The sequence below is a fragment of the Flavobacterium yafengii genome (assembly GCF_030010375.1).
In the GTDB taxonomy this organism is placed as follows: Bacteria; Bacteroidota; Bacteroidia; order Flavobacteriales; family Flavobacteriaceae; genus Flavobacterium; species Flavobacterium yafengii.
The window spans coordinates 152,395-165,264 of the sequence record NZ_JASCRY010000001.1; the positions used below are offsets into that span (position 1 = coordinate 152,395).

The 12,870-nt window shown below is 34.4% G+C and carries 14 protein-coding genes; 4 read left to right on the forward strand and 10 right to left on the reverse strand.

The features are described 5' to 3' along the window. Positions 1–129: 129 nt before the first annotated feature. The 10 genes from QLS97_RS00635 to QLS97_RS00680 form a co-directional block, all read right to left on the reverse strand. Complete coding sequence (locus QLS97_RS00635; RefSeq protein ID WP_282713766.1) at positions 130–825, reverse strand: HEPN domain-containing protein; 696 nt, start codon at positions 823–825, stop codon at positions 130–132. A 1-nt stretch (position 826) separates the two neighbouring features. Continuing rightward, entirely contained in the window at positions 827–1,921 is a 1,095-nt protein-coding gene (locus QLS97_RS00640) for a DUF262 domain-containing protein (RefSeq protein ID WP_282713767.1), read from the reverse strand. A gap of 318 nt (positions 1,922–2,239) precedes the next feature. Next, complete coding sequence (gene moaA, locus QLS97_RS00645) at positions 2,240–3,247, reverse strand: GTP 3',8-cyclase MoaA (RefSeq protein WP_282713768.1); 1,008 nt, start codon at positions 3,245–3,247, stop codon at positions 2,240–2,242. Continuing rightward, positions 3,234–4,148: a bifunctional molybdenum cofactor biosynthesis protein MoaC/MoaB gene (moaCB, locus tag QLS97_RS00650; RefSeq protein ID WP_282713769.1), complete on the reverse strand. Its 915-nt coding sequence runs from the start codon at positions 4,146–4,148 to the stop codon at positions 3,234–3,236. The genes moaA and moaCB overlap by 14 nt, the downstream gene beginning before the upstream one ends. Positions 4,149–4,275: 127 nt before the next feature. Beyond that, a complete protein-coding gene (locus tag QLS97_RS00655) occupies positions 4,276–4,713 on the reverse strand; it encodes a molybdenum cofactor biosynthesis protein MoaE (protein WP_282713770.1) in 438 nt (145 codons plus the stop codon). A 19-nt stretch (positions 4,714–4,732) separates the two neighbouring features. Continuing rightward, a complete protein-coding gene (gene moeB, locus QLS97_RS00660; protein WP_282713771.1) occupies positions 4,733–5,812 on the reverse strand; it encodes a HesA/MoeB/ThiF family protein in 1,080 nt (359 codons plus the stop codon). A 41-nt stretch (positions 5,813–5,853) separates the two neighbouring features. After that, on the reverse strand, positions 5,854–6,090 hold the full coding sequence (locus QLS97_RS00665; protein WP_282713772.1) for a MoaD/ThiS family protein: 237 nt from the start codon (positions 6,088–6,090) through the stop codon (positions 5,854–5,856). After that, positions 6,087–6,884, reverse strand: coding sequence for a uroporphyrinogen-III C-methyltransferase (gene cobA, locus QLS97_RS00670; protein WP_282713773.1), 798 nt, complete (start codon positions 6,882–6,884; stop codon positions 6,087–6,089). The genes QLS97_RS00665 and cobA overlap by 4 nt, the downstream gene beginning before the upstream one ends. Continuing rightward, complete coding sequence (locus QLS97_RS00675) at positions 6,881–7,453, reverse strand: molybdenum cofactor guanylyltransferase (RefSeq protein WP_282713774.1); 573 nt, start codon at positions 7,451–7,453, stop codon at positions 6,881–6,883. Before QLS97_RS00675 ends, cobA begins: the two co-directional genes overlap by 4 nt. 114 nt (positions 7,454–7,567) lie before the next feature. Then, on the reverse strand, positions 7,568–8,740 hold the full coding sequence (locus tag QLS97_RS00680) for a molybdopterin molybdotransferase MoeA (RefSeq protein WP_282713775.1): 1,173 nt from the start codon (positions 8,738–8,740) through the stop codon (positions 7,568–7,570). Between the two features lie 328 nt (positions 8,741–9,068). On the opposite strand from QLS97_RS00680, the gene QLS97_RS00685 reads away from it, so the two are divergent. The 4 genes from QLS97_RS00685 to QLS97_RS00700 all read left to right on the forward strand — a co-directional run bounded on the left by QLS97_RS00685 (position 9,069) and on the right by QLS97_RS00700 (position 12,767). Beyond that, positions 9,069–9,488: an IS1/IS1595 family N-terminal zinc-binding domain-containing protein gene (locus QLS97_RS00685; protein WP_282713776.1), complete on the forward strand. Its 420-nt coding sequence runs from the start codon at positions 9,069–9,071 to the stop codon at positions 9,486–9,488. A 102-nt stretch (positions 9,489–9,590) separates the two neighbouring features. Further along, on the forward strand, positions 9,591–10,970 hold the full coding sequence (locus QLS97_RS00690) for a porin (RefSeq protein WP_282713777.1): 1,380 nt from the start codon (positions 9,591–9,593) through the stop codon (positions 10,968–10,970). A 23-nt stretch (positions 10,971–10,993) separates the two neighbouring features. After that, on the forward strand, positions 10,994–12,529 hold the full coding sequence (locus QLS97_RS00695; protein ID WP_282713778.1) for an MFS transporter: 1,536 nt from the start codon (positions 10,994–10,996) through the stop codon (positions 12,527–12,529). Between the two features lie 10 nt (positions 12,530–12,539). Further along, positions 12,540–12,767, forward strand: coding sequence for a DUF6814 family protein (locus QLS97_RS00700; protein ID WP_282713779.1), 228 nt, complete (start codon positions 12,540–12,542; stop codon positions 12,765–12,767). The last annotated feature ends 103 nt before the right edge of the window (positions 12,768–12,870 follow it).

Here is a 12,870-nt window from a genome sequence, read left to right on the forward strand (position 1 = left end):
GATAGTCGAACGGACGAAGTAAATTTATAATTTCTACTCATCGTTACTGTTTTTAGGATTAAGTTTAGTTATAATTTATACGAACCACACGAAAGGATTCGTGCGGTAGCGGGGCTAGCAGGAGTTATTTTATATCCAAAAGTTATTTCCGGATTCTTTTAATATATGTGAATAAATTATTCTGTCAATATTATTAATTATTTCATTGACATTTTTAAAGTGTCTTTCAATGTCAATAAATGTTATTGCAGGCGCACCTTGATGAGCAATTGATTCTCTTAAGCTTAAAAAAGATTCTAATGATGTTTTTAAATCTTTTTTTGATTTCTTGTTTAATTCTTTAATTATATCTGTTATCCCAATTCTTAAATATAAGATTTTTAAGTTTTTTACTGAAGGATATTTATTAGTTCCTATAATATTTGTTGAATGGATTTGCGAATTAAAAGTCATTCCATCATCTAATAAATCATAAAAATTATTTTCAATTGATATGCTTTTTAATAGACTCCTTTCATCAGAACTGTTATAATAGTTTCTGAAATGATGCACTTGTTTATCAAGTAATGCCTTTGTCCTTATATTATTCGGGATATTTGATAGTATTGCACCATTAGTTTTATACTTATAAATTAAATCTTCAATTAGAGTTTTAGTATAATCTTCTATTCTTGCACTTAATAAGAAAATACAAGACTGGTTAATTAATTGTTTATGATCATAATTTAATGGTGAAGAATTATAAGAAACTTTTTTGGCAAGTTTCACCAATTTGTTTGATTCAACTTCAAACTCTTCTCTTGCCTTACTTTTCGAATATGGCATATTAAAATATAGTTTGTAAAAAAGCAGTGTAATCAGATATCCTTTTTTTTACAACACGATTATCCGTTGTTCCTTTTGTAATAGTATTATAAAAATCTTCAGTATTCAATAACTCTAAAACTTTGTCAATTACACCTACTTTATTTACAGCTTCAATTTGTTCTAATGTTGGATCAATATTATTCATTGAGAGCATTTGAGCTTCAAATAATGCAGTGTTTGCTTTTAATCTTTTCTTTGTTTCGTCAAAAGTTTTAAATGTAAAATCGCCATACAATAAATGACATTTATTTAAATTTGACTTGAAATTTTCGGACAATATTTCAATTCTGTCTGCAGGCAAAAATCTATTATCTTCAGCATATTTATTTAAAAACACAGTCATTGGTTTCTCGTAATTTTGAAGACGTTCTAATAAAGTAAAATATCTTAAAATTAATTCATCACCTTTCATTCTGTTGTCGTTCGTAGTTGAAGTTAATTTTTTGAAAAGAGAACCTTTGCCTAATTCCTCTATTTCTGTTAAAAATTTACCGCTATATATTCCATGTCTTAATTCTTGAGGATTTAATCTAACAGAACCTGTATTTAGTCTTTCAAAAACATCAAACTTAATTTGAGGATGTGTATCTTTTAAAATAGCAATACATCTAATTGTACGATTAATAATATGTCTTTGAAATCTCGGGTCTAATTCATTAAATGTCAAACCTTCTAATTCAGGATATGTTACTAATCCTGTTAATGGAAATTCATTGTTTAAAAACAAACTGATACTTGTTAATCTTTGGTTTCCATCAATTACTGATAGAGTTTCGTCGTTATTTTGACTTAAATATATAACTGGAATTGGACATTGTATAATTAAAGATTCGATAAGTCTTGATGCTTGAGCTCTATTCCATACATAACCACGTTGAAAATTTGGAATAACAATATGTTTATTGTTTATATATTCAACAATTGTAGAGACTGTAAAATCATAAGTTTCGGTTATCAATTTCCTTTTTTCTGCAGGGATATTTATGACTTCAACCTCAAAATCATCATTGTCTGGAAAAATTCTATTTGCTAATACCGTTGATTTATTGTCCATATTTTCCCTTATTAATTATTTTTATTTTCTACTGCTATATAATGTCTGCCAACTAGCGTATAGGTCTGAAAATCGTCATACATTACTTATTTCAAATGTAACATTTAATTACCGAAAACACTTATAATAACTAATTAAGCATTATTTCTTTTTCAAAAATAATTCCTTCTTACTTGTAAACTTTACGGGAAACCGCATTCATTTTCTTTTTTGCGCAAAAGCCCTAGCCCCGGTAGCAGTTAAAAGCGGGTTGTAACGAATAACGGACCCGAGTGAAACGAACAGACGAAGTAATTAGCTCCCAATAATAATGAAGTATTAACCGCCAATAGCAATCATGCTGCGGTTGTCTTGATTCAAAGCGGGATTGTTTACATCCTCGATAGTAGTCATTCCTGCGCGTACTTTCTTTTTGTTTTTAATGGCAAAAGCAATCATGTCTTCTATCGCTTCGCCATTTCTGAAAGGTGTCAATACATCTGTTTCGGAGTTGGAGAACAGACAGTTTTTAATTTTCCCGTTGGCTGTAAGGCGAATTCTGTTGCAACCGTCACAAAAAGGATTGGTTATCGAACTGATAATCCCAAAACTGCCCATGTAGTTTTTTATTTTGAATTCTCTGGCGGTGAAGTTTTTATCGTCTTCTAATTTCTCTACATCCGATTCTGGGAAATGACGTTGCACCTGATCCAGAATCTCCTTTTGAGAAACCATTTTGCTCTTGTCCCACTCATTTCCTGCAAAAGGCATGAATTCTATAAACCGAATCGAAATGGGTAAAAATTGGGTGAGTTTAATAAAATCAATGATTTCATCGTCATTGAATCCTTTGATCAAAACCACATTGACTTTGATTTTGAAATCATTGTTCAACAACAAGTGTAAATTATCAATAACACTCTGAAACTGGTTTCTAAGCGTAATCGAATGAAATTTTGAAGCCACCAAAGTATCTAAACTCAAGTTGATTTTCTTAACATTAAATTGCTTTAAAACGTCTATATGTTTGTCAATCAGAATTCCGTTTGTAGTGATGGAAATCTCGGTTTTAAGCGACCCCAGTTTGGCGATTATTTCAGGAAAATCTTTTCTTAATAGCGGTTCTCCGCCGGTCAATCTTATTTTGTCAACACCATTATTGACGAATGTTTGGGCGATGGCGTAAATTTCGTCAGCCGTCATCAAGCTCGCTTTTGGACTTAATACAATTCCATCGGCTGGCATGCAATAGGTACAACGCAAATTGCATTTCTCAATTAGAGAAATACGCAAATAGTTGTGTTTACGTCCAAAATCATCCGTTAAAACAGTATTATTTGGTGTCATGATTATTGCCTTTTAAAATATGAAAAACATGCAGCACATGAGGAAATATGGCGTCCATAGATTCCTTTGCGCCATTGGTTGAGCCCGGTAAAGCCAGTACCAACGAATTGCCTAAAGTTCCCGCAACGGTTCTGGAAAGCATGGAATACGGCATGCGTTGTTGCCCGTAATTGCGTATGGCTTCCTCAATTCCCGGGATTCTGGTTTCTAATAACGGTTCCAGTGCTTGCGGCGTAACATCTCTTGGCGAAAGCCCGGTTCCTCCTGTAAAAATGATCAATTGATTTTCTTTTGCGAAAGCTTTAGTTCGCTCTTGAATCACATCCATTTCATCAGGTATGATTTCGTAATGCGTAGTTTCGACTCCGCTAATTTCCAGTTTTTCGACAATTATTTTACCGGAACGATCTTGTTTATCTCCCGCAAAAATAGAATCGGAACAAACGAAAACCGCCGCTGTAATGGTGAATGGAAATCTATTTTTGAAAGACGATTTCCCGCCTTCTTTATTGATTAATTTTATCGTCGAAATCTCGATGTTTTTGTCAATAGGTTTCAGCATATCATACATCGTAAGCGCCACAATCGAAGCACCGTGCATCGCCTCGACCTCAACTCCGGTTTTATAAACCGTTTTCACATTGAAAATAATATCAATGCTCAATTCGTTGATTTCATATGCTACCGATGTAAATTCAATTGGAATAGGATGACAATCCGGAATGGATAAATGCGTGTTTTTCACCGCAAATAACCCGGCAGTTTTTGCCATTTCCAGCACGTTCCCTTTTGGCACCAGATTATTCACAACGGCATCAATAGTTTCTTGCTTGCTGACTATAACTGTTGCTTGAGCTGTTGCGGTGCGGAGCGTAATTATTTTATGTGTGATATCAACCATTTTTATATGTCTAAAGTTTTAAAGTCTAAAGTTGCAAAGTCAGCCTCTTGGAAACAATAAAACCGTTATTTTTAATTCGTTTGGATTATTCTATTTATAGTATTCAAAAAGACTTTCGACTTTATGACTACAAACTATTTTTCTTCCAGGTAAAAGTACTATTTTCAAATATTTCTTTACCAAAAATAGGTACATCAGTTTTTATCCAATTCACAATCGTTGCCGTAGCTTCATACACTTGCTTTCTTCTCGTTGCCGAAACAAAGACAAACAAACAGATTTCGCCAGCTTTCACCGTACCCAAACTGTGATAAATGTGCATGCAAATCAAATCGAATTGCGCGAAAGCTTTCTCTCTAATCGCGCTCAGTGCTTCGTCTGCCATTTCCTCATAAGCAGTATAATCAATTGCTGCTACGGTTTGGCTGTCAATTACATCGGCTCTGACCTGACCCAAAAAAATATTGTGTGCTCCAATAGTGGTTTTCGATTGGTGTTTGGCAATCGACTGCCCTATAAATTCCGAAGAAATGGGTCCTTGAATGAAAACAGTTTTGGTACTCATGATTTTATTTTATTAATACTTACAAAGTCTCCAAAACCTTGTAGACATCTATTTTATCTAATGCTTTAGCGCCACCGGCAATACTTTTGGCATTCATGAAATTATTATTTCTAAGAATCTCCACTGCCTTTTTACTTCTAATTCCGGATTGGCAAAAAACAAGCAACGTTGCATTCGGTTCCAGTTGATGCAATTCAGATTCTAAACGGTCTAACGGTATTTGAATCCCATTTTTGATTGTTATTTTTGGATACTCCTCTGAATTTCGAACATCAAGAAAAACAATTGCCGGATTGCTTATTTGTTCCATTGCAAGAGCTGCACTGATTTCAAGAGTTGCAGTTTCAACTGAGCTATATTTATTTTCGAAAGCTAGTAAATCAATAGTATGCATCGCTTTTTTTGAAAACTCAAACTTCTGTTGTTCGTTAGTCAACATATTATACACCAATAATTTTCCAGACAACAAATCCCCTATTCCCAAAACCATTTTCAATACTTCATTTGCTTGAAACATGCCGATGATTCCCACCGATATTCCCATAACACCCGCATCATTACAGTTCTTAACCTCATTGGATTCATCAGGAAATAAACAGCGGTATGTAGGTCCGTTTTCATAATTAAAAACAGAAACCTGCCCTTCAAATTTATAAACAGAGCCGTAAACAAAAGGTTTGTTGGTTACGCCACACGCGTCATTAATCAAATATTTAGTGTCCAGATTATCCGTCGCATCGACTATAATATCATAGTGTTCGAATAACAAAATTGCATTTTTCGAATCTAATTTTTCAGTGATTGCGTTTATTTTTATCGAAGGATTGAGTTCCAAAGCCATTGCTTTTGCTTCGAGAACCTTACTTTTCCCCACGGAACTGCTTTTGTAAATCACTTGGCGTTGCAAGTTGGTCACTTCGATTCTATCATCGTCAATAATTCCAATTTCCCCTATTCCGGCTGCAGCCAAATACGGTAAAACAGCCACACCCAATCCACCTGCGCCAACAATTAAGACTTTGGCTTGCTGCAGTTTTTGTTGCCCTTCAATTCCTACTTCAGGAAGTATAATTTGTCGGTTGTATCGTGCTGTTTCCATAAATTTAGTCTTTTATATTTCCCCTTTAGTGGTTAGGGATTTTATCCTCCCGCAAATGGAGGCAATAAAGCTACAATATCGTTACTTTTTAGAATATAATTGGTAGTATCTTGTATTATTTTTTGGTTAATGGCTACGCTAAATGAAAGCAAATCCAATTCGTATTTATATTTCAATACAGACAACAAATCTTGTAAAGGCATATTCGAAAAAGAAAATTCTTCTCCCTGACTTTTTGTTTTCTCGGCTATGGCGCCAAAATATTTAACTGCTATCATGACATTACATTTAAATTTTGAAAAATAAACTCATCTTCTAAATTCTCCTCTTGAAAATAAGCCGTTAATTTTGAAGCATTTCGCACCACTTCACCAATGACGATGATTGCAGGAGAGGAAAGTTGGTGCTCTTCCACTAATTTCGCAATCGAACTGATAGTCCCCACTACCTTTTTCTCCGTGTCTTTTGTTCCGTTTTGAATGATGGCAACGGGCAAATCATCGGTTCTGTTGTTTTGATAAATCGAAATAATTTCGTCCAATTTATTCATGCCCATCAATATCACCACCGTTGCTGATGATTGTGATGCCAAAGCCACGTCTTTAGACAATTTATGATCTGAAGTAGTTCCAGTAATTACCCAGAAACTTTCGGCAATTTTTCGTTGTGTTAAACTGATTCCGTTAGACGCCGGTACACCTAAAGCCGATGAAATTCCAGGAACAATAGCAGTTTCTAAATCAAATTTTTCAGCATATTCTATCTCTTCGCTTCCTCTTCCAAAAACAAATGGATCGCCGCCTTTCAACCGAACAACATGACCAAAACGTTTTGCCATCGATACAATCAATTCATTAATTTGATCTTGACTGTAGGCGTGACAACCAAAACGTTTTCCCACAAAAATGATTTCTGCATTCGACGCATATTGTAATAATTCTTCATTTACAAGAGCGTCATACAAAACAACATCAGCACTTTCCAGCGCTTTGATAGCTTTTAAAGTAATCAACTCTACATCTCCGGGACCTGCCCCTACGATTGTCAATTTTGGTGTATTTGAATTTTTCATTTTAACTGGGATAAATTGGTATTCAATTCGTTCAACTCGGCAACAGAATTTATATTTTTAAACAAGTGTCTTTTGGCATCCGTAATCGGAATCAATTGATGTTTTACATTTGAAATGAAGCGCATCATTTTCAAATCATTTACATCAATTGCCTCTTTTAAAACAGGTAGTATTCTTTTTGAATATATTCCTATCAAAGGATGAATCCGATTTGTATCTTCAAAAACAGAAACATCAAAATTTGCACCATGCTTTTCAATCAACTCCAATATTATTTCGCTAGAAATCAATGGAATGTCGCAACTCAATATCAAATTCATTTCTGTTTCTGAATGAACCAGCGCGGTATATATTCCGCCCAAAGGTCCTTTATCAACTACTATATCTTTTATTTTTTTGTATGCTAAATAATCGTAATCGTTTGTATTGGTAATCAATTGAATGTTACTTGAAATTGGCAAAACCGCATCAATAATATGCTCGATAAAAGGTTTGTTTTGGTACAATACCAATCCTTTCTCCGACTGCATTCGGCTACTTTTCCCTCCACAAAGAATTGATACTTGCATAAAAAATAATTTAATGATTAAACGATTGTTTAGCTACAACTGCTTCTACATTCTTGAATCTTTCAATAAAAAAAAATTCACGCTCTTTCTAACTATTATAGTTTCTATCCGCTATCAATAAAGCGGTATAACCTGTACTTCCTGATCTTTTGCAATATCTACCACATCATAAGGCAAATAAATTAAAGCATTCGCTGTTGCAAAAGTGTTTAACATTGCTGAACTTTGACTTTCTAATATAGTGACTTTTTCATCGTCATACAACCCTTTCAAGAACACTGTTTTTCCGGATGTATTTTCAAACGGAACCGTAATTTTTCGTTTAATTTTTGGCAAATAAATGGATTCAAAACCCATACTTATTTTTAGCGCCGGATGAACGTAAATATAAAAACCGGTCAATGTTGACGCTGGATTTCCAGGCAATGCAAAAACTATCGTTTTGTCTTTTTTTCCAAAAAACAAAGGTTTTCCCGGTTTCTGATTGATTTTATAAAACAACTCTTCTACTCCATTTGACAAAAGTGCCTCTTTTACAAAATCATAATCCCCAACCGAAATTCCGCCAGAAACCAAGACCACATCAAACGCAGAAAGACAGCTTTTCAACACTCTTTTTGTCGCTTTCAGATTATCCTTTACACGGAATACTTCTATTTTCTTAATCCCTATTCCCTGCAAAGCGGATTGCAGCATAATCGAATTACTTTCGTAAATCTTTCCTTGAGCTAATTTTCTTCCGGCTTTCACCAATTCGTTTCCCGTGACTACAATGGCAACTTTTGGTTTGACATAAACTGTAATTTCCGTGATTCCCAAACAAGCTAAAAAACCAATAGCAGCAGGAGTAATCAAAGTATTCTTTTCTAATACGAGTTCGTTTTCTTTGATTTGCTCGCCTTTGTTTCTGACATTGGCAAAACGAACAGGCATTTTAGTTATTTCAACCTTTTTATTTTTAACCGCAGTATGTTCCTGCATCACAACCGTATCCAAATCATCAGGAACATAAGCCCCCGTAAATATTCGAATCGCCTGATTTTCCTTAATTTTTTTATTCGAAAAGTCACCTGCCTGCGAAGTGCTTACTACATCCAATTGCTGCAATTCACTATGTATAAAAGCGTAACCGTCCATCGCTGATTGCCTGAAAGGCGGCATATCCATTGGCGAATAAATTGTTTCCGCCAAGATAAAACCAAGTGATTTTGCCACTTTAATTTTTCTGATGGGCATCTTGCAACTATTCTTTGCAATTATCGATAAGGCTTCTTCGACTTGTACCATAACACTTTTTAAAAAATAAGTATAAATACTTATTACAAATATAAGTACTTTTATCTAGTTAGATTGTTTTTTATGAAAAAATTTTACAGCAAAAATTTCATGCCATCGAGTTACTGAATATAAAACAAAAGATACTATTGCAAACAAAGCGATTTCAAAACACATTTGGGATTCTAAACAATCGCTTTATTTTAAATGAGGTAAAATTTATCAAACACACACATTTTTTTCAATAAAAATGCGCCTTTAATAAATTTAAAACGATTTTATTATATAATTCTCTTTTATATAGTTGCTAAATTACTATATTTATGCAAAATTTATATATATGGAACTTTTAACGTGTCCGAAATGCCAAAGCAACCACATTATAAAAAGTGGTATAATCAACAGTAAACAAAGGTATTTATGTAAAAAATGTAATTATTTTTTTACGGTAAATAAAATAGGCAAAAAGATCGATGATTACTATGTAACCAAAGCATTACAGCTCTATCTTGAAGGGTTGAGTTTTCGTGAAATTGAGCGAATTATTGGGGTTTCCCACGTCACAGTAAGCAATTGGGTAAAGACGTTTAACATAAAAAAACCGTCTCATGCCAACTACCATCCTACTTATAAGATTTTTAACCATTTAGAACTGGTGGAATATCTAAAAAATAAACAATTACTTTCCGGTGCAGGTATGATAATAACGGAACTTGGAGATAAATTTATGCTCATAAAATGGGAAAGATTTAAAGATTAGCTATATACATTTACACATAAATATATCTAAATTTTTTTTCAGAATAAAATAATAGAATTTGGCACTTTATTAACCAACCATTTAACAACCAAAATTTTATTTATGAAAAAAATATTTTTTATAGCGGCAGTGCTCCTATTGTCCCTAAAAGGTTTTTCACAAGGCTCAGTTGACTACGGCAGCGGAATGAAATTCAATTTGAACGAAGATGGTTCAAAATACATGCGATTTATTGCATGGAACCAAATATGGTTTCGTTCCAGCCAAATGAACCCCGGAACAATGATTGGAAATGAAGCGGCAACAAACGGAACCGACATTGGAAACAGACGTTTGCGTTTTCTTGCCTACTCTCAATTATCTAAAAGATACATGATTGTAACGCACTTTGGAATCAACAATCAAACCTTTACTAATGGTGGTGCAGCGGGAACTTCAGGAACTGGCGGATACGGTGCCGGAAAAAAACCGGGTTTGTTTTTTCACGATGCATGGAATGAATACGCATTAGTTTTACCTGAAAAAGACAAAAAATTCAGCTTATCTCTTGGTGGAGGATTACATTATTACATGGGATTATCCAGAGCAACAATGGCCTCTACATTAAACTTTTTAACAATTGATGCGCCTATCTTCAACTGGCCGTTAATTGAAAACTCAGATCAGTTTGCCAGACAAATGGGTTTATTTGCCAAAGGGAAATATGGTAAATTAGAATACCGATTGAGCTACAATAAACCATACGCAACAAATCTAGTTCCTACTAATGTAACTACAGCAGATAATGCGGTAGCCGTTGACAACAGTGGTAATACAAAATGGTCTAAAGCAGGTTATTTTGAATATCAATTTTTAGATCAAGAGGCTAATTTATTGCCTTATAAAGTGGGCAGTTATCTTGGAACTAAAAAAGTATTTAATATTGGTGCTGGTTTTTACACTGCGCCAGATGCTACTAAATCTTCCGTAAACAATACAATTAACAAACACAACATCAACCTTTTTGCAGCAGATGTTTTTCTTGATTTGCCTGTTGGAAAAAAAGAAAACAAAATGGCTGTAACTGGATATAGTGTTTTCTATGATTATGATTTTGGACCAAACTATTTACGTAATGTAGCCATTATGAATATTGGTTCCGTTGACCCAAACTTCACAGGAAACAGAGCATTGGCTGGACCTGGAAATGCACAAGCTACGATTGGATCAGGAAATATCTGGTACACACAAGCCGGAATTTTATTACCAAGCAAAGTAGACAAACCTAAAGTACGCGTACAGCCTTTTGGAGCATTTACTTATAAAAGCTTTGACGCTTTAGATAAGTCCAGTACCCAATTTGATCTTGGAACCAACTTTTTCTTGGACGGACAACACGCCAAAATCACAGCACAATATTCAACAAGACCCGTTTACACGACTCCATCTAATATCTCAGGATCAAAAGGGGAATTCATAGTACAACTACAAATCTATCTATAAACTAATTTTAAAATATATAATTTATGAGTACTAAATCAACAAAAGGAATTTGGAAAGTCATTTCCGCATCCTCAATGGGAACAATGATCGAATGGTATGATTTCTACATCTTTGGAAGTTTAGCCGTTGTAATTTCAACTAAATTTTTCCCTTCAGATAATCCTACAGCAGCTTTCTTGTCAACCTTGGCAACATTTGCAGCCGGATTTGTAGTGCGCCCTTTCGGAGCCCTTTTCTTCGGAAGATTAGGAGATTTAATTGGAAGAAAATACACGTTCATGGTTACGTTGTTATTAATGGGTGGCGCGACATTCTTGATTGGGTGTATCCCGAGTTATGAAACTATTGGATTCATGGCGCCTTTATTAGTATTAATTCTTCGTTTGCTTCAAGGTCTTGCTTTGGGTGGTGAATATGGCGGAGCCGCAACGTATGTGGCTGAGCATGCTCCCGTCGGACAAAGAGGATACTGGACTTCTTGGATTCAGACTACTGCAACGGTTGGATTATTCATCTCTTTGATGGTAATTTTAGCCACCAGAAACATTCTTACTCCAGAACAATTTGACGCATGGGGATGGAGAGTTCCGTTTTGGGTTTCTATCATCATGGTATTTGTTTCCTATTTGATTAGAAAAAACATGGATGAGTCTCCTGTTTTTGCTAAAGCAAAAGCGGAAGGAAAAACAAGTACAAATCCATTGAAAGAAAGTTTTGGAAACCGTTACAATTTGAAATTTGTCTTGTTGGCTTTATTTGGAGCAACCATGGGACAAGGGGTTGTTTGGTACACTGGCCAATTTTACGCTATGAATTTCATGAAAACCGTAATGTCTATTGATTCTTCTCAAGTAGACACATTACTTGGAATTGCATTAATACTTGGCACACCATTTTTCATCTTTTTTGGTTGGTTAAGTGATAAAGTAGGTCGAAAATACATTATGATGGGCGGGATGTTACTAGCTATCATATTATACAGACCTATCTACAAAAGTATGTACGAAACTACATCGGTAGCTAATAAAACTGAAATGGTAGAAAAAACAACTCTAATTGCCGAGTTGAAAGAAAACAAAAAGCAAACGATGGACTCTATTTATACTACCAATAAAGAGTATGTAGATGGAACTACTTTTCAAGAAATAAAAACCGTACATTTAGAAAACGGAATAGCTATAGTTGTAGATGGCAAAGCAAAAGTAGATACCAAAACAACAATTAAAATCACCACTGCTGACGAATGGGCATTAATATTTTTAGTATTCGTTCAAGTCCTATTTGTTACTATGGTTTATGGCCCAATTGCGGCTTTCCTTGTAGAAATGTTCCCAGTTAAAATTAGATATACTTCTATGTCATTACCATATCACGTAGGAAATGGAATTTTTGGAGGTTTACTTCCTGCAATTTCCACCTATTTTGTTATAAATGCAAAAGAAGCCGGAAATCCGGAATTTTATCTCGAAGGCCTTTGGTATCCAATAGTTATTGCTGCTGTCAGCTTTGTAGTTGGAATGGTATATATTAAAAATAAAGACAAAAACGCTCACATTTAAAAAAATAGCTATGAATCAAATAAAAAGAATTTTAGGATTAGTTTGGATTGCATTAGCAGCTGCTGCAGCCTATTTTTGCATCTTCACTTTCGGATTACCCAAATTTGTATCCGGTAAACAAGAGGATTTAGTATTCGGGATTATCATCCTATTCATACTTACCCCACTAATTGTTTTAGGGTTAGGCACTTTTGGATATTATGCCTTAATGGGTGATTACGATGAAAAAAACGATTAATTAAATCCATTTACAGTAGACAATCTCTGCATTTATTTGCAGAGATTGTCTATTTTTATCACTATAAATCGGAATAATTCAAGAATAGAAACACGCCGTAAAA

What these genes read in the sequence shown, in the direction of transcription:
- QLS97_RS00635 (WP_282713766.1), bottom strand. Translation starts at nt 825, where the DNA reads ATGCCATATTCGAAAAGTAAGGCAAGAGAAGAGTTTGAAGTTGAATCA.
- QLS97_RS00640 (WP_282713767.1), bottom strand. Translation starts at nt 1,921, where the DNA reads ATGGACAATAAATCAACGGTATTAGCAAATAGAATTTTTCCAGACAAT.
- moaA (WP_282713768.1), bottom strand. Translation starts at nt 3,247, where the DNA reads ATGACACCAAATAATACTGTTTTAACGGATGATTTTGGACGTAAACAC.
- moaCB (WP_282713769.1), bottom strand. Translation starts at nt 4,148, where the DNA reads ATGGTTGATATCACACATAAAATAATTACGCTCCGCACCGCAACAGCT.
- QLS97_RS00655 (WP_282713770.1), bottom strand. Translation starts at nt 4,713, where the DNA reads ATGAGTACCAAAACTGTTTTCATTCAAGGACCCATTTCTTCGGAATTT.
- moeB (WP_282713771.1), bottom strand. Translation starts at nt 5,812, where the DNA reads ATGGAAACAGCACGATACAACCGACAAATTATACTTCCTGAAGTAGGA.
- QLS97_RS00665 (WP_282713772.1), bottom strand. Translation starts at nt 6,090, where the DNA reads ATGATAGCAGTTAAATATTTTGGCGCCATAGCCGAGAAAACAAAAAGT.
- cobA (WP_282713773.1), bottom strand. Translation starts at nt 6,884, where the DNA reads ATGAAAAATTCAAATACACCAAAATTGACAATCGTAGGGGCAGGTCCC.
- QLS97_RS00675 (WP_282713774.1), bottom strand. Translation starts at nt 7,453, where the DNA reads ATGCAAGTATCAATTCTTTGTGGAGGGAAAAGTAGCCGAATGCAGTCG.
- QLS97_RS00680 (WP_282713775.1), bottom strand. Translation starts at nt 8,740, where the DNA reads ATGGTACAAGTCGAAGAAGCCTTATCGATAATTGCAAAGAATAGTTGC.
- QLS97_RS00685 (WP_282713776.1), top strand. Translation starts at nt 9,069, where the DNA reads ATGGAACTTTTAACGTGTCCGAAATGCCAAAGCAACCACATTATAAAA.
- QLS97_RS00690 (WP_282713777.1), top strand. Translation starts at nt 9,591, where the DNA reads ATGAAAAAAATATTTTTTATAGCGGCAGTGCTCCTATTGTCCCTAAAA.
- QLS97_RS00695 (WP_282713778.1), top strand. Translation starts at nt 10,994, where the DNA reads ATGAGTACTAAATCAACAAAAGGAATTTGGAAAGTCATTTCCGCATCC.
- QLS97_RS00700 (WP_282713779.1), top strand. Translation starts at nt 12,540, where the DNA reads ATGAATCAAATAAAAAGAATTTTAGGATTAGTTTGGATTGCATTAGCA.